Genomic DNA, 19,006 nt, shown 5'->3' with positions numbered 1-19,006 from the left:
CCTCGTTCTCGTTCTCGTTGGACGCCCTGATCGGGCGTCGCAGGCTAGCTCAACCAGCGCGATCAGCGCGCCTGGGGATCGGAAATTCGATCTGGAAATTCACGTCAGCGACCTGTGCTGCGCTGTGCCGGCCTCGTCGAGTCAGCCTCGTCGAGAGTGCGCACGTCAGCATGCTCAGGTCGGTGGGCATTGTTGCGGGGGAGTGTCTAGAGACCGAAGCGCTCGCGCTCGGTGAACAGACGGACCACGTTGTCCGAAAAACCGAAGCCCCTGTCCAGCAACAGCACCTGGCCGCGAACGCCGTCCATCAGGCCACTCGAGAGCGCGACAGCGGCGTCCGCGACCTCCTCGGGCTGGATGAAGAAGCCGTCCGCGTACCATTTCTTACAAAATGGGGCGAATTCAGGGCCGAACGTGGCCTCCAGCGACTCTGTCTCTACGGGATTCGCGCGAAGGACGTTGATCCGGATGTCCTCGTCGAGCAGATCACTCGTGAGGTAACGGCAGAAAGTCTCCATGACAGCCTTCGACGCGGCGACGAAGTCGTAGCCGGGCAAGAAGTACTCGGGACCGCGCGACGACATGCCGATCGCGTAGCGTGGCAACCGCCCGAAGATCGACTTGGCGTGCTGCATGTACCCAATGAAGGGCCACGAGCTGTACTCGAGCGAGCGCTTGAGCCCCTTGAAGCTCAGATCGTCGTGGGTCTGGCTGACGTGGGCGAAGCTGACGTTGGTGATCAGCACCTCGAGCGCGCCGACGTCATCCTTGATCCGCTGCATCAGGGCTTCGGTGTCCTCATCTTGGCTGACGTCGGCCTCGAGGATCACGGGCGGCGGCGCGCCAGCCTGCTCGAAGCTGGCTCGGATCGCCCCCTCGTCGGCCGAGCCCCAGCGGTGCGTCAGGTAGGTGCGCGCACCCTGGCGCCCGTAGGCCAGCCCGCAGGCCAGGCCGATCCCCTTGGTCCCGCCCGTGATCAGCACCGCCTTGCCGTCGAGCTGACGCCGCAAGGTTGGGGCCACGCTGTGGGACTGACCCGACTGACCCGACTGACCTGAGGCGGGGGCCGCGACGAGATCGCCCACGCTCGCGTGGACCGGCTTGGGCGGCGGATCGGCCACGGTCACGGCCTCGCTGGGATCCGCGCTGGCGAGCAAGCGCTGGCCCATGGTCATGATGTTGTCGACGAACGAGGCGCCGCGATCGAGCTGCAGCACCTGACCCGAGAAGCTGTCGAACAGGCCGCTGCACATCGCCAGCGCGGTCGCGGCGACCTCTTCGGGGGTCACGGCGAACTCCGCAAAGCGCTCGGCGATCCCGGTGTTCTGCTCGCCAAAGATCTGCGCGTAGCTCTCGGTCGGGACCTGCCGCGTGCGCAGGGCGTTGACCTTGACGTCGTGCTCGCGCAGGTGCGTGGACATGTAGCGCACGAAGGTCTCGAGCACGGCCTTGGCGACCGCGACATAGTCGTAGTGCGGGTAGTGCTGATCCGGCCCGTCCGAGCTCATCGCCAGCGCGTACTGGGGATAGGACCCAAAGCTCGCGTTGATCTTGTTGAGGTAGTCGACGAACGGCCAGGCGCTGTACTCGAGGCTCTTGATCAGCGCTCGCTTGCCGTGGGCGTCGAACCCGTCGCCGCGCACGACCATCGCCACGTTGTTGATGAAGATGTCGACCCGCTCGACCCCGGCCGCGCGCATCTGGCTGATCAGCGCCTTGGTGTCGGCCTTCTTCGAGGCGTCGGCTTCGACGATCTGCGGCGCGTGCCCGCCGATCTCCGCGAACGCGGCGCGCAGCTCTTGCTCGTCGGCCGAGCCCCAGCGGTGCGTCAGCCAGCACTTGGCGCCGAGCCGCGCGAACGCGAGGGCGCAGGCGCGACCGATCCCCTTGGTGCCGCCAGTGATCAGCACGACCTTGTCTTGGAAGTCGTTGAGCATCTTCGAGTCTCTGTTCTCAGCTCGGGCGAGGTTTCTCGCCCGCTTGCGGACGGTATTCGTAAACTGATTCGCCTTGGGCAGCGAACTGTTTTTCAGCTCGGGCGAGGTTTCTCGCCTGGTTGCGGGCCACTGGATGGTTGGTCGTCAGCGACCTGGTTGTAATTTTCGCGGATCCGCGCGCGGGTCTCGGGCGCGGCGAAGCACACTTGGTGCATCATCGACTCGGCCGTGCGGGCCGCCTCGAACGCCTGGCGACGCGGGAGCGCGAGCTGCCGCTTGAGCAGCTCGATCGCAAACCGGGGCTTGTCGGTCAGGCGCAGGGCCAGCTTACGTGCGTGGGCGAGCACCTTGGCCCGCGCGACCACGGCGTTGACGTTGGCGCGGTGCTCGAAGTGGCTGCCCTTGAAGTACTGGCAGCCGAACATCATCTCGGCCGCGAGGTACTCGCCGACCGCGAACTGCAAGAGCCCGGTCGTGCCCATGCCCGGGGTGAACCCCAGATCCATGAAGTTGGTCCCGTAGCGGCTCTCGCGGGCCATGATCACCATGTCGCAGGCGAGCCCGAAGATCAGCCCACCACCGACGGCGCTGCCCTCCATCGCGGCGATCGTGGGGATCGGGAGCTCGATCAGGTTGCGGGTCAGCTCGAGGTCGTAGGGCGCGAGCCGGCCCTCGGCGAGATCGAGCAGCATGTTGCGGTCGCCGCCAGCCGAGAACAGCTCGGGCAGGCCCCGGACCACGCAGACCTTGGCCTCGGTGTCGCGCGAGAGCGTGTCCATGCACGCGAGCAGCTCGGCCACGAACCCGCGCGAGAACGCGTTGTTGCCCGGCTCGTCGCGCATCCACAGCTCCGCGATCCCGTCCTCGATCGTGAGGGTGACGCGGGGCGTGTCGGGGTCGTTGGGCTCAGTCATGTCCACCTGGCCGATAGCGCTCGAACCACCGCGGCGACTCGCCAGCCATGAAGCCCCGGATCGCGGTGATGGTCTCGAGGTCGAGCAGATCGTTGGCGGTCTGCTGGGCGCCGTGGTCGAGCGCGGCGACGCGGCTGAGCGTGGCGATCTCGCTGGAGTAGCGCTTGAGCCGGGCGACCGCGCGCGGGCTGGCCCGGAGCAGCCGCTTGAGCGTGCGCCGCAGCGCCTGCTCGAGCTGGATCGGGCCCTCGACCAGCTCGTCGACCAGGCCGATCGTCAGGGCCTCGTCGGCCTTGACGCTGCGGCTCGACAGCGCCATCCACCGGGCCTTTTGGACCGGCATGCGCTCGCACAGCAGCGGCAGCACCATCGCGGGGATCAGCCCGAGCACGCACTCGGGCAGGGCAAAGCTGGCGCGGTCGGTGGCGATCACCAGATCCGCGGCGGCGACCAGGCCGACGCCACCGCCCATCGCGTCGCCGTCGACCAGACAGATCACGGCCTTGGCCGAGCTGCGCAGCCGCTCCATGCAGCGGGCGTAGGCCGCCAGCTTCTCGGACTGATCTTCACCCGCGTGGGCGACCAAAAATTCGAGATCCATGCCGCGACAGAACACGCCGGGGCTGCTCTCGATCACGATCACGCGGCAGCGCTTGGACACCTCGGCCGCCTGCAGCAGCGCGTCGAGCTGGGCCAGGCCCGCGCCATCGAACACGACCTCGGGCTTGTCGCCCGGCTCGAGGTGGACCCGCCACACCGGGCTGTCCTTGGGCTCGCAACGGACCCGCATCAGCTCAGCCGGTAGCGCCGCTCCCAGTGGTCGAGGCCGTCGAGGACGCACAGGCCCTTGCCCTCGTAGGCCTCGGACCAGTGCTTGGCCCAGGCGCCATCGGGGCCGCGCTTGTCGGTCGTGTAGGTTGGGTTGTCGACGTAGCTGGCCCGGGTCTGCTCGATCGCCTCGTACTCGGGCACGGTGACCTTGCGACGCGCGTCGAGCCGGGCGTCGAGGCCCGCGGCCGCGATGATCTCGTTGGCCCGCGGGCCCACGCGGACCGGGTAGAACTCCGAGCACGAGCCCGAGCCATAGGAGAACACGCTGATCCGCTGACCCGCCTGCAGCGGCTCCCCGCCCTCGGCGGCGGCCGAGATCGTGCCCATCAACGCCAGGAAGGTCGCCGACGTGTACGTGCCCCCGAGCCTGCGGTTGTACTTGAGCCCGGCCTTGCTCTTGCGCTCGAAGTGACCCTGGATCTGCTTTTTGGCCAGGCTCGGGACATACCGCCGGACCACCGCGCGGTGGGCCCGGTAGGTCATCGCGCCAAACGGCACATGATAGACGTGGCGCACGAAGTTGGCGTCGTAGTCCTGCTCGCCCGAGACCTCCATGAAGTGCTCGCTGGCGCCCTCCACGGCCTCGAGGTAGCCGAACAAGCTGGTGTCCGCGTGGCCGACCTCATCGCGCGAGCTGGGCCGATACGTGTCGCTGATCTCGTTGGTCCAGTAGCCGTTCTTGTCGAGCTCGAACTCGAGCAGGTCGGGCTTGTCGGAGATCAGCATCGCCGTGGCCCCGGCCCCGAGCACGAACTCCCACGGCTGGCCGAGGTGCATGCGGCTCTGATCCGTGCAGACCACCAGGGCCTTCTTGCCGCGGTTGAACCCCGACGCGATCCAGTGGGCCGCCGACATCAGGCCACCGGTGCCCCCGTAGCACGCGTGCTTGGTCTCGTAGTTGCGACAGTTGGGCCCGATCCCCGCCAGGCGCTGAACCCAGCTGGAGATCGGCTTGCCAAAGTCCACGCTGGACTCGGTCCCGACCACGACCAGCTCGATCTGCTCCGGGTCCTCGCCCTCGAGCAGGCCCCGCGCCGCGTTGACGGCCATCGAGACCGGATCTTCCCAGACCGGGTTGAGGCTGCGCGACTCGACCCACAGGTCCTCGATCGGATGCGAAGCCGACACCCCCCGCGCCTCCGCGAGCGCGACCATATCGAGGGTCATGCTGCACGGATAGGCAAAGATCTTCTCGATACCGACCCTGTTTGCGTTGGTCATGGCGCGTTACCTCCCTAGTAGCTGGTCGACGGGCTGACTGTGGAGGTCCTGACGAGCCCCTCCAGTCGGCGTAGTACCAAAGCGTTCGCCAGGCTCACAACGAGCCCCCTTCCAGGGGGCCACACATGCCCAGGCGAACAGCCAGCCCCGAGGAGCGAAGCGACCAGACGCGAAGCGGCTGCATTCGGCGAAGTGTCACGGTGCATGTGGGGGTCATGACTAGACCGTCCAGCCGAGGCCGCCGGTCACGTTGATGACCTCGCCGTTGACGAAGGCGCCGCCTTCGCTGGCGAGGAAGTCGACCACCGCCGCGAGCTCGTCGACCTTGCCCATCCGGCCCTTCGGCATCGGACAGTACTGTTTCCAGTAGTCCTTGTTCGCCTGCGGCATCGTCTCGCGGGTCATGTCGGTGTCGAAGAACCCGGGGACCACGACGTTGGCCGTGATCCCGCGGCGGCCGTACTCCTTGGCGAGGGTCTTGGTCAGGCCGTGCAGGCCCGCCTTGGCGGCCGCGTAGTTGGCCTGGCCGCTGCCGCCTTCGTGCTGGATCGACGAGATGTTGATGATCCGCCCGAACCGGTTGGCCATCAGCGTCTGCAGGAACTGCCGACACACGTAGAACGGCCCGTCGAGGTTGGTCGCCAGGACCTCGCGCCACTCGTCGTTGGACATCGCGACCATGAGGTTGTCGCGGTTGACGCCCGCGCAATTGACGATGACCTCCATGGTGTCGAAGTCCTCGAGCACCTGGTCGGCGACGACCTCGACCCGATCGGCGTCCTTGACGTCGAGCTGGTAGTGGCGGATCTCGACCTCGTGACCGGCCTGCTTGGCTGCAGCCAGCGCGGCTTGCTTGGACCGCTCGGCCGCCTCGGCGTTCGCGACATAAGTGAACGCAACGTGGTGACCTCGACGAGCGGCATACTCGACGATGCCGGCCCCGATGCCGCGTGAACCCCCGGTGACGAAGTAATACATGAGTTGGTCTCAGACGGAGTTGGCGTTGAAGCGGCTGAACAGCGCGCAGCAGTTGAGCCCGCCGAACCCGAACGAGTTCTTGAGCATGATCTCGATCTGGTGATCGACGGCCTCGTTGGCGCACACGTCGAGGTCGATCTCGGGATCGAGCTCGTCGACGTTGATCGAGGGGTGGAGCTTGCCGTGCTTCATCTGCAGCAGCCCGGCGACGGTCTCGACGGCCGGCGCTGACCAGCAGGTGTGCCCCAGCATCGACTTGGGCGCGTTGACCTTGAGCTTGTAGGCGTGGTCGCCGAACACGGACTTGAGCGCGTTGACCTCGGACAGATCCCCGAGCGGCGTCGAGGTCGCGTGCGCACACACGAAGTCGACCTGGTCCGGAGTCAGCCCGCAGCGGCGCAGCAGCCGGGTGATCGTGCGCGCCTGCCCTTCCGTGGAGGGCGACGGCAAGTGACAGCCGTCCGAGGTCGCCGTGCAGCCGAGCACCTCACCGTAGATCTTGGCGCCGCGCTCGAGCGCGTGGCCGAGCTCCTCGAGCACCAGGCACGCGGCCCCGTGCGACGGCACGAAGCCCTCGCGGCGGGTGTCGTAGGGCCGGCTGGCCAGCTCCGGGGTGTCGTTGAAGCTCTGGAAGGTGATCGCGCCCATCATCGCCATGGCGTGCGGGCCCATCTGCGAGAAGTCGAGCACCGGGCCGACGCACAGCGCGAGGTCGTGATCGTGGTGGCGGATCTCGTCGATGCAGCTGCGCAGCGCCATGTTGGCGCTCGCGCACGCGCCACCCATCGTGTACGCGGCGCCCTGGCTGCCCAGGACCTCGCTGACGGTGCCCGCGTGATCGGTGTCGAGCATCAGCAGCGCCGCGAGCGAGTCGATGTAGTCGGGCTCGTCGAGGAAGGTCTCGTAGTTGGTCGTGAAGTAGCGCTCGTTGAGGTTGTGCCCGCCGACCAGCGTCGCGCGGCGCGTCGGGTCCATGGTGTCCTCTTTGCCCGACAGCCCGGCGTCGATCCACGCGTCGGCGGAGACCAGCGCCGAGATGCCCGTGGAGAACGGCGCCTTCTTGAGCAGCTGGCGCAGGCGCTTGTAGGTGGAGGGCACCAGCGCCTTCTTGAGCGAGGCGAGCTTGGCCTTCGAATCGTACTCGCTGAGGTCGCCCCCAACTTTGGAGTACACGGCGTCATTCTCGAGCCACTTCCAATTGGTGATCGCCGACTTGCCGGCGATCAGGTTGGTGTAGAAGTCGTCGAGGGTGTCACCGATCGGGGTGTTGATGCCCATTCCGGTGACGACGATGCGCTTTTGTTGGGGACTCAAGGCTCAGCTCCTGCAAGTTCGTGGGGGAGGGGTCTAGCTCGCGTCATCGTCGAGCATGAAGACCTCGTAGATCGCGAGCGCCAGCACCTGCTCACCGAGCAGCGCCTGACCGACGCAAACGGACACATAGTCGCTGTTCTCGACCGACTTGGCGACCAGGGTCAGCTCATCGCCGGGTCGCACCGCGCCCTGGAACAGCGCGTGCTCGACTTTGAGCAGGCGCAAGGCGCGAGGTTGATCGTCCGCGGACAGCTCGATCGGCGCACCGACCGTGAACCTGTCCAGCAGGTGCTGCAGGCAGATCCCCAGCTGGCCGACCATCTCGAGCAACAGCACGCCTGGGTAGACCGGATCGCCCGGGAAGTGACCGGCGAACACCGGGTCGTCGGCGGCCACCCGGCGGCGGCCCTCGACCATGCCCTGCGCGAGGTCCACGCGGGTGATCCCGTCGACCAGCAACATCGGATCACGGTGGGGCAGCATGCGCTCGAGCTGCGCACGGCCCAGCGCCACCACCTGGGTGGTCGACGCCTCGGTGAACAGTGAGCGTCGGCGGCCGGACTTGATCAGCTTGGTGTGCAAGCCGAACCCTTTCGCTCGTCGACGCCGAGCTTGGCCACCACGCTCGCAAAGTGATCCGCGAGCTGTTCGCGGCTGTCGGTCCGGAACTTGCGGTTGCGCAGCCACTTGCGGTGCATGAGGTTGTGCAGCACCGACATCGGCCCGACCTCGACGAACACCGCGTCTGGGTGGTGCGAGACGATGTGGTCGAGCGACCGCCGCCACAGGACCGGCTCGTGGACGTGGGTCGAGAGCAGGTCGATCAGCTGGGCGCGGCTGGGGTTGTGGAGCAGCTGCCCGAGCCGGTTGGGCAGGTAGGGCAGGCGCGGGGCCGCGAACTCGAGCTGGTCGAGGTGCTCGCGGAACCGCTCACCCACGACCCGAAACAGCGACGAGTGCATCGGCACGTTGCGCTCGATGATCTGCGGCTGCGCGTAGAATTCGTCCTCGGCGTGCTCGACCGCGGCCTCGACCGCGGCCCGCTCACCCGCGACCACGTGCTGCTGCGGCGAGTTGAGGTTGACGACCTCGAGCACGCCGAGCTTGGCCGCGCTGCTGACCACCGCGGCCAGGTCTTCGTCGGAGATCGGCTGAATCGCGGCCATCCAGCCGCGCGGGCCCTCGTCGTAGCAGCGGCCACGCAGCTCCACGGCCCGCAGCGCGGACTCGAACGAGACCGCGCCGATGTGCACGAGGTGGTTCCACTCGCCCAGGCTCAAGCCGAGCGAGAGCTCGGCCTCGATGCCCGCGGCCTCGAGCGTGGCGAGGAACATGTGATTGGCCAGGAACACCCCGACCTGGACGTCGACGTTGCGCGCGAACGCAGCCTCGCCCGCGTCGACGTGGTACTGGGCCGCGAGGTCGCGACCGAGCAGGTCCGAGGCCCACGCGAGCAGGTTCGCGTTGGGCCGGTGCAGGTCGACGAGGCGATCGAGCATGCCGGGGTAGCGCGAGCTCTGACCCGGAAACATGAAGACCAGCGGCGGATCGATAGTGGCCCGATCACTGGCCCGATCACTGGCCCCAGCGTGCAGGCTGGTGGCACCACCAAGATCGAGAGCGGAAGAGTCGAGGGGCGTCATCGGCGATCCTTGCGCAACTTTTCGCGGGCGTTCATCAGCGAGCTGACGCCGTCGCGCAGATCCAGCTCGCCATAGGCCCGCAGCAGCCGGTCGTAGGCTGAAGCTGGGTCGTGCGCGCGCTCGACGAAGTGGTCGTAGGCCATCGAAGATAGCTGCGCGATACGAGCTCGTTTGTTGGACGAGTTCGCGATCGCGCTGGCCTGTCTCAACAAGAACTTCGCCATGGTCTGCCAGTCGGCCATGGTGCTGTCGGCGGCCTTGGCGTTGGCCTGGCCCTCGCGGCGCGCCTTGGCGGCCTCGGCCGCGGCCGTGTTGGCGCCGAGCGTGCCCGCGTCGCGCATGGCCTTGACCACGGTGTCCTCGAGGATCTGCAGGGCGCGATCCAGATCCACGGTCTCGTGGGCGGCGGTCACGGCCACGCGGTAGCGCAGCGAGTCCTCGGACACCGAGGGGTAGTCGACGGGCGCGAGGAACAGCCCCGCGTCGTTCATGGCGCGGCACTGCTCGTAGAGCATCTGGCGATCGCCGCCAATGATGATCGGGAACACCTGCGAGTCGCTGTCGCCGAGGTTGAGGCCGAGCGACTCGGCCCCGTCACGGAAGTAGTTGACGTTGGCCCACAGCTTCTCGCGCAGCGAGTTGTCGCGGGTCGCGAGCTCGAGCCCCTTGAGCAGCCCGCCGACGACGACCGGCGGCAGCGCGCACGAGAACGCGTAGCCGTTGATGTAGAAGCGCAGGTATCGGATCAGGTCCGCGTTGCCCGCGACGAAGCTGCCCGCGTGCGCGAACGACTTGGAGAAGGTCGCGTACTGCAGGCCGATCGCGCTGGGCGGCAGGCCGTAGTGCTCGGCGCAGCCGCGCCCACGCTCGCCGAGGGCCAGGATCGAGTGGGCCTCGTCGATCATGATGCCGACGCCGTGGCGGTTGGCGATCTCGATGATCTGCGGGAGCTTGGCGGTGTCGCCGTCCATCGAGTACACGCCCTCGATGACGATCAGCCGACGCCGGCCGCCGGTCTTGTTGAGCAGGTCCTCGAGTGACTGCGGGTCGTTGTGCGCGAAGAACTGCAGCTTCGCCTTGGCGAGCTTCACGCCGTCAATCAGGCACAGGTGACACTTGTCATCGAGCAGCGCGACGTCGCCCTTGCGCAGCACCCCGGTCAGGGTGCCGAGCCCGCCACCGAAGCCGCTGTTGAACAGCATCACGTCCTCGTGGCCGGTGAACTTGATCAGCTCGGCCTCGAGCTCGCGGTGCAGGTCCGTCATGCCCGACAGCATCGGGGAGCCGCACGCGCCAGTGCCGTACTTGGACAGCGCCCGCTTGCCGGCCTCGATGACCTCCGGGTGGGCGGCCAGGCCCAGGTAATTGTAGGAGGACAGGTTGACGACGGTCCGCGACTTGCCGCCCCGGTTGATTTTCATCACCGGCTCGACGGCACCTTGCATCTCGGGCTCAAACAGCGCAAACGCCCAGGATCCAGCCTTGTGCCAGTCGCCGAATTCCGGCGGTGGAACCAAGGGATCCTCGGTGTCGGTGAAGTAGAAGTCCGCGAGGCTATACTGGGCTTCGCTGCTCATGCTTGGAACGGGGGAGTGACGGGGGGGCTCAGTACCGTCAAAGGCGTGGGCCTGTCACGGAAAAACCCAAACGCGCCGTTTTGTGGGGTCTGGCGGGCGCTGGCGGTGCCAGGGGACGGCGTTGCAGCTTGCAACGGTGCCCGAGTGGTGGCGGCATCTTGCAGACTGAGCCCACGCAGGTACAGCCCGGCTAGAGATGACGCGCGTGAGTGTTGCGACGTGAACATGGATCATCTTTCGCGAGGCTGCGTCGGCTCGTTCGCGCCTGTGCGCACTGAAGTTCTGCGCACTGAAGTGCCGGTTGGCAGCTCTGGCCAGGCTACTGATCGCTCGAGAGACCTTCATGCGATGCTTCAAAATCGCTGTCGAGCGACCCGCGCCACGTAGTTCGCAAGCGCATGATTTCACTCGTTTTTCTTGACACTCTGTGCGCGCGACTCGCAACCACCCGGCGCTCCGAAAGGCGAAAGGCATTCACTCTTTGCGGGTCCAGGTCACAAGCCTGGCCCACGCTGAAAACAGGTGTGCTATGGCGGCCTGCCGATGTCCACGCTCGAGATCGTCGAAGTCCCGCTGACCGATCGCAAGTTGGTCGAGCGCTTCATTCGGGTGCCCTGGCACATCCACCGCGAGCTCTACCCAAACGATCACTGGGTCCCGCCGCTGCTGATGGATCGCAGGGACTACCTGAACCCGCGCAAGAACCCGTTCCTCGAGCACGCCGACGTGTCGCTGTGGATCGCGCGCAAGCACGGGCGCGACGTCGGGCGGATCGCGGCGATCGAAGATCGCGACTGGCGCGCGTTCCATACCGACAAGACCGGGCACTTCGGGATGTTCGAATCCCCCGATGATCCCGAGGTCGCGTCGGCGCTGCTGGGTCGCGCGCGCGCGTGGCTCGAGCGTCGCGGGCTCGACAAGATGATCGGCCCGATGGACTTCTCGACCAACTACGTGTGCGGCGTGTTGCTCGACGCCTTCGATCGGGATCCGGGCATCAACATGCCCTACAACCCGCCCTGGTACGACTCGCTGCTGACCGGCCAGGGCCTGCGCCAGGCCAAGGATCTGGTCCAGTGGGGCATCGAGCTGAGCACGCCGATCCCGCCCCGGGTCGTCCGCATCGCCAAGAAGATGCGGGAGCGCGAGAACGTGCGGGTGCGCGCGATGAGCTTCGACGACTGGGACACCGAGGTCAGCCGCGCGCTCGAGGTCTACAACGGCGCGTGGGAGAACAACTGGGGGTTCGTGCCGGTCGGCGAGAAAGAATTTCGCCACATCGCCAAGGATCTCAAGCTGGTCCTGCACCCCTCGCTGCCGCTGATCGCCGAGGTCGACGGCGAGCCGGTCGCGTTCGCGCTGACGATCATGAACGTCAACCCGGTGCTCAAGAAGCTCGACGGCAAGCTGTTTCCGTTTGGGGTGCTGCAGCTGGTCTGGGATCTGGAGATCGCCAACACCGTCAACTCCGGGCGGCTGATCTTGCTGGGCATTCGCGAGGGCTTTCGACGCCGCGGGCTCGACTCGATCTTGTTCCTCGAGATGGCCGAGCGGTGCCGGGCGCTCGGCTGGTGGGGCGGCGAGATCGGCTGGACCCTCGAAGACAACGAGCTGGTCAACCGAGCGATCAGCAACTTTGGCTGCGACCCCGTCGCCCACTACCGGATCTACGAGCAGGTGTTCGCCAAGGGGGCAGCATGAGCGCGCCGCGACACACCGCGCTGGTCACCGGGGCCAGCGGGTTCATCGGCAGCCACCTGTGCGAGGTCCTGCGCGAGCGGGGCCACGACGTGCGCGCGATGGTCCGCCGCAGCTCGCGGCTCGACAAGCTCGAGCTCGGCGCGGGCGGGTCTCCGTTCACGCTCGCCTACGCGAGCCTCGACGACATCGACTCGCTGGCCCAGGCCATGGCCAACGTCGAGCTCGTCTACCACGTGGCTGGCACGACCGCGGCGTTCGACCGGGTCGGCTTCGACCGCGCCAACGTCGAGGGCGTGGGCAACCTCTACGCCGCGATCGCGCGAGCGAGGGCCGCGGGCCAGGGTCCGCGTCGGGTCGTCCACATCTCGTCGCTGATGGCCGCCGGGCCCTCGCACCCGCGCAGCCCTCGACGTGAGCACCACCGACACGAGCGCAACTTCACGGACTACGGCGACTCGAAGCTCGCGGGCGAGCAGCTCGCGGTCGCGTCGGCCCGCCGCGGGGGCGTCGAGCTGGTGATCGTGCGACCGCCCCTGGTCTACGGACCCCGCGACGAGGACGTCCTGCACATGATCAAGTCGGCCGCGATGCGGGTCGTCGCGCAGCCGGGCCTGCGCCCCACGTGGATGTCCGCGATTCACGGGCGAGATCTCGCGCTGGGTATCGCGCTCGCGGGTGAGCGCGGCACACCGATCCCGAGCGAGGGTACGGCCGGTCATGTCCACGCCGGGGGTGGCGGTGACCCCGAGGTCCTCGGTGACCCCCACGACCCCCGCGGCGCCGGCCTCTACTACTTGACCGATGGCCAGCGCTCGAGCGTCGCGCAGTTCGGGCAGGTCGCAGCGGCGGCGCTCGGGCGTCGCGCGTTGACGATCCCGCTGCCAGGATTCGCCGTTCGGTCCGTCGGTCTGCTCAATCAGGGATTGGGGCGACTGCGCGGGCAGGTCCCCGCGCTGACGCTCGACAAGGCCCGCGGGAGCCTGTCGAGCGGCTGGTGGTGCGACGACAGCCGGGCCCGCGCCGACCTCGACTGGTCGCCCACTTTTCCGCTCGAGCAGGGCCTCGAAGACACGGTCCGATGGCTGCGCGATCATCAGATGTTGTGATCCGCGCACGGTGGTCAATTCAGCAGGGTGGATCGTTCGCTGCTCGATCGAACAGGCGCAAGTGGCAGCCAGACCCGCGCAACAAGCATACAGCCCCGTAGTAGCGCTCACGTATCGTTCTTTTGTACAGTGCACCTGGTCGTCTGGGCTTGGTCGGGCGACCAATCACTGCACCAAAGAACGAGCCGCGCCAACCACAGGATGACAACACCGGCGCACAGCAAGGGCGGCGTGAACCTCACGGCCGAACTCGAACGACTCTACGCCGAGTCGGGCGACCCCGACGAGTTCGGGCGCTGCCTGCTGGGGTTCCTGGACTCGCAGGCGCAGCGACTCACCGCCGAGGACAAGGGCGCGACCTCGTTCGTGGAGCTGCTCGCCGAGCAGCTCGATCGAGCCTCCACGGCCACGCTCGCGGCCGGGGCGATGCACGATCTACGCTCGCTGTTGCAGGTCCTCATCGCCCACATCGATCACTCGCGCCACGGCCTGCTGGGCATGGCCGCGACCGCCTCCGAGCCCGAGAAGGTCACCGGGGTGCTGCGGAGTATCGACGAGCTCCGCCTGGTCGCCGTCACGATGGCCAACATCACCCGCGATGGCGTCGCGGTCCAGCGAGGGGCCGGCGCCGGGACCGTCGTGGATCTGCCGGACCTGCTCAAGACCACCGCGCGAATGCACCGACGGGTCTCCAAGGGCCGCCTGCGCCTCGAAGACCCGCCGCGCACCGACGTGCTCGCCCCCCGCGGGGCGCTGCTCCGCGTGCTCGCGAACCTCATCAACAACGCCATCGACGTGATCCCCGACGGCCCCGAGGGCCGCATCACGCTCTCGGCTTGGGTCGCGACCGATGACGTGTTCGTGCAGGTCGCCGACAATGGCCCTGGCATCCCGCCCGAGCTTCAGGCGAAGATCTTCGATCTGTTCTTCACGACCAAAGCCAAAGGATCGGGCGTCGGGCTCCCGACCTGCCGCCGCCTCGTCGAGGGGTGGGGCGGCAACCTCCAGCTGCAATCGATCATGGGCCAAGGCACGCGCTTCACCTTCGGAGTCCCGCGAGCTTGATCGGCAGTCCTCGCCGAGCCGTAGAACTGTCAAGCTGTTAGATCATGGCGACAGGAACCACCGCGCTCAGGGACCTCGGACGTCTCGCGGACGTCGACCCGAGCACACTCGAGCAAGGCGCGATCCTGTGGGACCGCTTCCATGTCACGGGTAAGCCACGCGCGCTCGGTGAGACGGTCGTCGTCGCGGTCAAGGATCTCGAGAAGTCGTTGGGTGCTCCCGTCGCCCGCGGCTTCGAGCTGCACCTGCTCCCCGCCCCCGCCGGGCCTGACGCCGACGCGCGACTGGTCCGCGCGTTCCGGGTCGAGAGCCGGTTTCAGCCGCGGGCCGTCGCGATCGGTCGGACCCCGGCGTGGATCGTGCTGGCCTGCCAGGTCACCGTCGAGCAAGCGGCCAGCTCCCCGGCGCTCGCGTCAGCGGTCGGACAGCGCAAGCTGTGGGCCCTCGCGTACGAGCACGCCAGCTTGTTGACGCAGCTCCACGCGGCCCGGGTCCACGGGGTCCGGTTCGACCGTCAGCGGATCTGTGTCGAGGACGACCTGTTCTTCTTCCTCGACTCGTTCACGCACCTGCTCGGCGAGACCACCGAAGGCCCCGCCAGCGCGCAGGCTGACATCGACGCGCTGTGCGAGCTCGTCCGCGAGTTCGGCGACGAGGCCATGACCGCCGCGCTCGTCGATCCGCCCGCCACCGCGCTCGAGCTGCGCGAGCGGCTGCAGGCGCTCGCGCAGGCCGGCGGCGCGAATACAGACCCCGCGCTGCCCGCTGATCCGCCCTTCATTGGGCGTGCGGTCGCGCTGGTCGAGCTCCGGCGTGGGCTCGACCAGGCCCAGATCGCCCAGCCCACCGCGATCATCATCAAGGGCCCCCGCGGCGTCGGCAAGTCGCGCTTGATGGCCGAATTCGTCGACGCCCGCGCGCACAGTGACGACGCGATCGTGCTCACGGGTGCGTGGCAAGAGCACAGCGCCGACAGCCGCGGTGGCCTGCTCAACGCCCTCGAGCAGCTCCCGCAGGCGCTCGCCAGGCTCAACGCGGACGAGCGAGATGACGTTCGGCGTCGGATCAACCGCGCGACCCGGCACCTCGGCGCAATCGTCACTCGCAGCGCGCCGTCGCTCGGCGAGGTCCTGCGCAACGTCGAAGAGCTGCCGCGGCTCGAGCTCGGCGAAGACTTCAGCCGTCACACCGCCGTGATCGCGGATCTGCTCCGCTCGATCGGCACCTCCAAGCGCCCGCTGGTGCTGGTGCTCGACAACCTCGAGACCATCGACGGCAGCTCGGCGATCGTGCTCAAGATCCTCGCCCAGCGTCGCCCGGCCCACCACACGCTGCTGGTCATGGGCCTGCGCAGCAAGAGCGGCGGGTTCACCCCCGACTTCGAGTTTGAGCCGGTCGATCTCAACCCGCTCTCGGAGCCCGAGATCGGCCAGCTGTTGGCGCAGACGCTGACCGGTGGGATCGTCGAGGCCGACGCGCTCAGCCACACCCTGTGGTCAATGAGCAAGGGCCTGCCGCTCGCCGCGTGGAACAACCTTCGGGCCTGGATCGACCAGGGCCAGCTCGCGCGCAACACCGAGGACGGGGTCTGGCGCGCACGCCGGTCGCTCCGTGACCGACGCGACGGCGGCGTCGAGATCGAGGATGTGTTTGGCGTTCGGCTCGCGGCCGCCGAGTCGGGGGTTCGCGAGCTCGCGCTGCGGATCGCCGTCATGGGCGCCGAGGTCGACATCGAGACCATCCGCGAGCTCGAGACCGACGACCTCGAGACCAGCTTGGCGGATCTGATCAAGCGCGGGATCCTGGCCCAGACCGGGCCGGGCGCCCAGGATGCCCAGGGCGTCCGGTTTCCCCACGACACGATCCGCGAGCTGGTCCTGGACTCGTTCACCGAAGCGGAGCGGCGTGCTGCCCACGCCGCGGTCGCCGTGCTCGTCGCCGCCCGCAACGCCCCGGTCGCCCAGATCGCCTACCACCGCGATCTCGCCCTCGATCCCAGCGGCGACACCAACCCCGAGAGCTTCGATCGGCTCTCGCGTCTGCACGTCGACGCCGGCCGCGAGCGGCTCGCCGTCTATGACCTCGAGCGCGCCCGCTGGCACCTCGAGCGCGCCCTCGAGCACAGCCGCGACGCCGAGCAGCGCAGCCAGGCCGCCGAGGGGCTCGCGGACATCTGCCTGCTCAGCGACGACCTCGACACCGCGGTCTCGCTCTACACCGCTATCATCGCAACGAGCGACGGCCCCCGGGCTGTCCAGACCGGCGCCAAGGCGGTCTCGTTCCTGTTCTCGAAGGCCGCGAACATCGAGGCCCGACAGCTCGGCAACATGGCGCTCGAGGTCGTCGCCGAGCCCACCCCAGCCAGCCCGCTGGGCAAGCTCGCCGCCATGCTTGGCGCGATGCTGCGATCGTGGTTCGGCCCGCCAAAGCCGACCAAGATGAGCGTCGAGGTTCGCGAGGCGCTGTGTCGCCTGTACCCGTTCATGGCGATCATGAGCCTCGTCGACGACGTCGCCGGCATGCCCATGTACATCGCGCGCGGGCACTGGATCGCCAAGGGCCTCGACAGCGGACCCGCCTCGATGGTGCACAGCGTCGAGGCTGCGATGTGGGCCTCGCTCGGCCGGTACCAGCGTGGCAACGAGCTGTTCGGGCTCGCCTTCGAGATCGCGGTCAAGGCCAAGGACCACTGGGCGCAGGGCTGGGCCAAGCACATGTGGGGCCACGTCAGCCTGTTGCCGTCGGACCGCTATGAAGAGGGTCAGGACATGCTCGACGACGCGATCGCGGCGTTCCGCGAGACCGGCGACGTGTCCATCTCGATCCTCTCGATCACCTTCAAGGGCCTCTACGGGCGCGATCGCGAGCCCGCCGAGATGGTGCTCGGGTGGTTCGACGAGGCCACGGCGACCGCCCGCCGCAACGGCAAGTTCGTCGCAACGGCCACGCTCGAGGCGCTCAAGCTCCACGTGCTCGCGCGGCAGGGTCGGACCGATCTCCAGCCTCGGCTCATCGCCCTCTCGGCGCAGCTCGACACCGCCGACATGACTGGCGTCGAGCGCCTGATGGCCCGCGTGCACCTGGCCTACGCGGCGCTCGAGCACAAGTCTCGCAAGATCGCGACGGCACAGGTCAGCGCCGCGAAGGCGATCCTCGGCGAGCTGCCGGGGGTGCCCGAGTACTGCTCGGAGATCCACTTCGTCACGGTCTGGATCATGCTCGAGTGGCCGCCGACGAGCGTCCAGGACCAGAAGTACCTGCGCCAGGCAATTCGCAAGTCCCGGGCCGCCGCCAAGCAGTCGCCGCGGCTGCGCGTCCACGGCGAGCTGCTCGAGGTCCGGCTCGCGCTGCAGGCCGGGAACAACGAGCACGCCCGCACGATCGCCGCGAAGATCGTCGCCGACTTCGAGACCCACGAGAACCTCTACATCGCCCGACAGGCCCACGTGGCGCTGTCGCGCCTGCAGACCGGCGAGAACGTGCTCGCCGCCGCCGAGCACGATCGCGTCGCCCGCAACCTTGGCCGTCGACTTGGGCTGCAGGACCAAGTGCTGCTCAGCGACTTCACCGAGATCGAAGAAGAAGACAGCTTGCTGGCGATCGACACCGGGTCGCGGAACAAGCTCGAAGACTCGGGCTACGAGATCCCCGCGGCCGGGATGCTGACCTCCGCGGTCGGCAGCAAGCCCCGGCGACGTCGCTCCACCGCGCCGACCCTCGCCAGCCAGACTGACGTCCTCGAGGCCTGGGACCTGGGTTCGACCGCCTCGCCCCACACGATCTTGGGTCAGCTCATCGCTCCCGTGCGCGACGCCGTCAGCGGGTCGATCAGCGACGAGTCACTCGAGATTCGCTGCATCGACCCCACGCTCTCGGTCCCGATCGCGTCCGCGGATCTCGAGGTCGTGCTGATCAACCTCGTGCTCGCGTGCCACGACGCGGTCGGCCCGGACGCCCCGATCACCGCGGTCATCGCCGTCGACGCCGAGGCAGCGGAGCTGTCGGTCGGCAACAAGTCACACGCCGGATTTGCCGACGCCGCCGGACCCACGCCGGGCAGCCACTTGATGATCCGCGTCTCCGCGCCGAGTCCGGTCTCTCGCATGCCGGTCCTGGGCGCGTTCTCCACCTGCGAGCGACTGGTCCAGAGCTTTGGCGGTCAGCTCAACGCCAACGCGGACCGCAAGCAGGTCGCGCTGCGTGCTCGACTCCCGCTCGGGCAAAAGCCCGCGTCGCAGGCCGAGTCCGCGCGTCGCGTCGTGGTCGTTCACCCCGACACCGAGGTCCGTGCCTCGATCGCCACGGCGCTCGACGAGTTGGGCGCGAACTACAGCGTGTTCGACCCGGACCAGTTCAATTCGACGAAGCTCGAGCAAAACGCGGTGTTGCTGGCCGACGGCACCTCGATCGAGCCGGTCACCGTGCTCGAGCCGCTGCTCAACCTGCACATCGTGGAGCTCGTCAAGCATGGCGCTGAGCCGGCCAGCTACGAGTACGCGACGCTGCGGGTGCCGTGCTCGCCGTCCGATCTCGAAGACGCACTCGGCTCGTACGTGCTCTAGAGCACCGACCAGTTTGAATTCACGACGCCAGGCACATCTGGGGCCGCTCCTGCCGTTGTCGACTCGGCGCTTGCAGTATGCCGGATACAGCTTCGGCCTCGCTCCTAGGCAGGAACGGCCCCAGACGCACCTGACGACGCGACTCCAAACTGATCGG

The 19,006-nt window shown here is 67.9% G+C and carries 13 protein-coding genes; 4 read left to right on the top strand and 9 right to left on the bottom strand.

Annotated elements, in window-relative coordinates; all coding sequences use genetic code 11:
• Window positions 1-206 precede the first annotated feature (206 nt).
• The 9 genes from ENSA7_RS11625 to ENSA7_RS11585 all read right to left on the bottom strand — a co-directional run bounded on the left by ENSA7_RS11625 (window position 207) and on the right by ENSA7_RS11585 (window position 10,415).
• Window positions 207-1,937 carry an SDR family NAD(P)-dependent oxidoreductase gene (locus ENSA7_RS11625; protein WP_106089327.1) on the bottom strand — a complete coding sequence of 577 codons (1,731 nt, stop codon included), beginning with the start codon at window positions 1,935-1,937 and terminating at the stop codon, window positions 207-209.
• A gap of 92 nt (window positions 1,938-2,029) precedes the next feature.
• Window positions 2,030-2,851: a polyketide synthase gene (locus ENSA7_RS11620; RefSeq protein ID WP_106089326.1), complete on the bottom strand. Its 822-nt coding sequence runs from the start codon at window positions 2,849-2,851 to the stop codon at window positions 2,030-2,032.
• Window positions 2,844-3,641, bottom strand: a complete 798-nt coding sequence (locus ENSA7_RS11615) for an enoyl-CoA hydratase/isomerase family protein (RefSeq protein ID WP_106089325.1) — start codon at window positions 3,639-3,641, stop codon at window positions 2,844-2,846. The genes ENSA7_RS11620 and ENSA7_RS11615 overlap by 8 nt, the downstream gene beginning before the upstream one ends.
• Window positions 3,641-4,903, bottom strand: coding sequence for a hydroxymethylglutaryl-CoA synthase family protein (locus ENSA7_RS11610; protein ID WP_106089324.1), 1,263 nt, complete (start codon window positions 4,901-4,903; stop codon window positions 3,641-3,643). Before ENSA7_RS11610 ends, ENSA7_RS11615 begins: the two co-directional genes overlap by 1 nt.
• A 219-nt stretch (window positions 4,904-5,122) precedes the next feature.
• Entirely contained in the window at window positions 5,123-5,881 is a 759-nt protein-coding gene (locus tag ENSA7_RS11605; protein WP_106089323.1) for an SDR family oxidoreductase, read from the bottom strand.
• A 9-nt stretch (window positions 5,882-5,890) separates the two neighbouring features.
• The gene (locus ENSA7_RS11600) at window positions 5,891-7,195 is read right to left on the bottom strand and encodes a beta-ketoacyl-[acyl-carrier-protein] synthase family protein (protein WP_244923775.1); all 1,305 of its coding nucleotides are present in this window, start codon (window positions 7,193-7,195) and stop codon (window positions 5,891-5,893) included.
• Window positions 7,196-7,228: 33 nt separating this feature from the next.
• On the bottom strand, window positions 7,229-7,777 hold the full coding sequence (locus ENSA7_RS11595; RefSeq protein ID WP_106089321.1) for a 3-hydroxyacyl-ACP dehydratase FabZ family protein: 549 nt from the start codon (window positions 7,775-7,777) through the stop codon (window positions 7,229-7,231).
• Complete coding sequence (locus tag ENSA7_RS11590) at window positions 7,762-8,838, bottom strand: ACP S-malonyltransferase (RefSeq protein ID WP_106089320.1); 1,077 nt, start codon at window positions 8,836-8,838, stop codon at window positions 7,762-7,764. Before ENSA7_RS11590 ends, ENSA7_RS11595 begins: the two co-directional genes overlap by 16 nt.
• The gene (locus ENSA7_RS11585) at window positions 8,835-10,415 is read right to left on the bottom strand and encodes an aminotransferase class I/II-fold pyridoxal phosphate-dependent enzyme (RefSeq protein ID WP_106089319.1); all 1,581 of its coding nucleotides are present in this window, start codon (window positions 10,413-10,415) and stop codon (window positions 8,835-8,837) included. The genes ENSA7_RS11590 and ENSA7_RS11585 overlap by 4 nt, the downstream gene beginning before the upstream one ends.
• A gap of 543 nt (window positions 10,416-10,958) precedes the next feature.
• Here ENSA7_RS11585 and ENSA7_RS11580 point away from each other — a divergent pair.
• From ENSA7_RS11580 to ENSA7_RS11565, 4 genes are all read left to right on the top strand, one after another.
• Window positions 10,959-12,116 carry a GNAT family N-acetyltransferase gene (locus tag ENSA7_RS11580; RefSeq protein ID WP_146157591.1) on the top strand — a complete coding sequence of 386 codons (1,158 nt, stop codon included), beginning with the start codon at window positions 10,959-10,961 and terminating at the stop codon, window positions 12,114-12,116.
• Window positions 12,113-13,222, top strand: coding sequence for an NAD-dependent epimerase/dehydratase family protein (locus tag ENSA7_RS11575; RefSeq protein ID WP_106089317.1), 1,110 nt, complete (start codon window positions 12,113-12,115; stop codon window positions 13,220-13,222). Before ENSA7_RS11580 ends, ENSA7_RS11575 begins: the two co-directional genes overlap by 4 nt.
• A 201-nt stretch (window positions 13,223-13,423) precedes the next feature.
• Window positions 13,424-14,287, top strand: a complete 864-nt coding sequence (locus tag ENSA7_RS11570; RefSeq protein ID WP_106089316.1) for a sensor histidine kinase — start codon at window positions 13,424-13,426, stop codon at window positions 14,285-14,287.
• A 44-nt stretch (window positions 14,288-14,331) separates the two neighbouring features.
• Window positions 14,332-18,849 carry an ATP-binding protein gene (locus ENSA7_RS11565; RefSeq protein ID WP_106089315.1) on the top strand — a complete coding sequence of 1,506 codons (4,518 nt, stop codon included), beginning with the start codon at window positions 14,332-14,334 and terminating at the stop codon, window positions 18,847-18,849.
• Window positions 18,850-19,006 lie beyond the last annotated feature (157 nt).

Source organism: Enhygromyxa salina, assembly GCF_002994635.1.
GTDB lineage: Bacteria > Myxococcota_A > Polyangia > Nannocystales > Nannocystaceae > Plesiocystis > Plesiocystis salina_B.
This window is presented reverse-complemented; position numbering and strand designations above follow the sequence as displayed.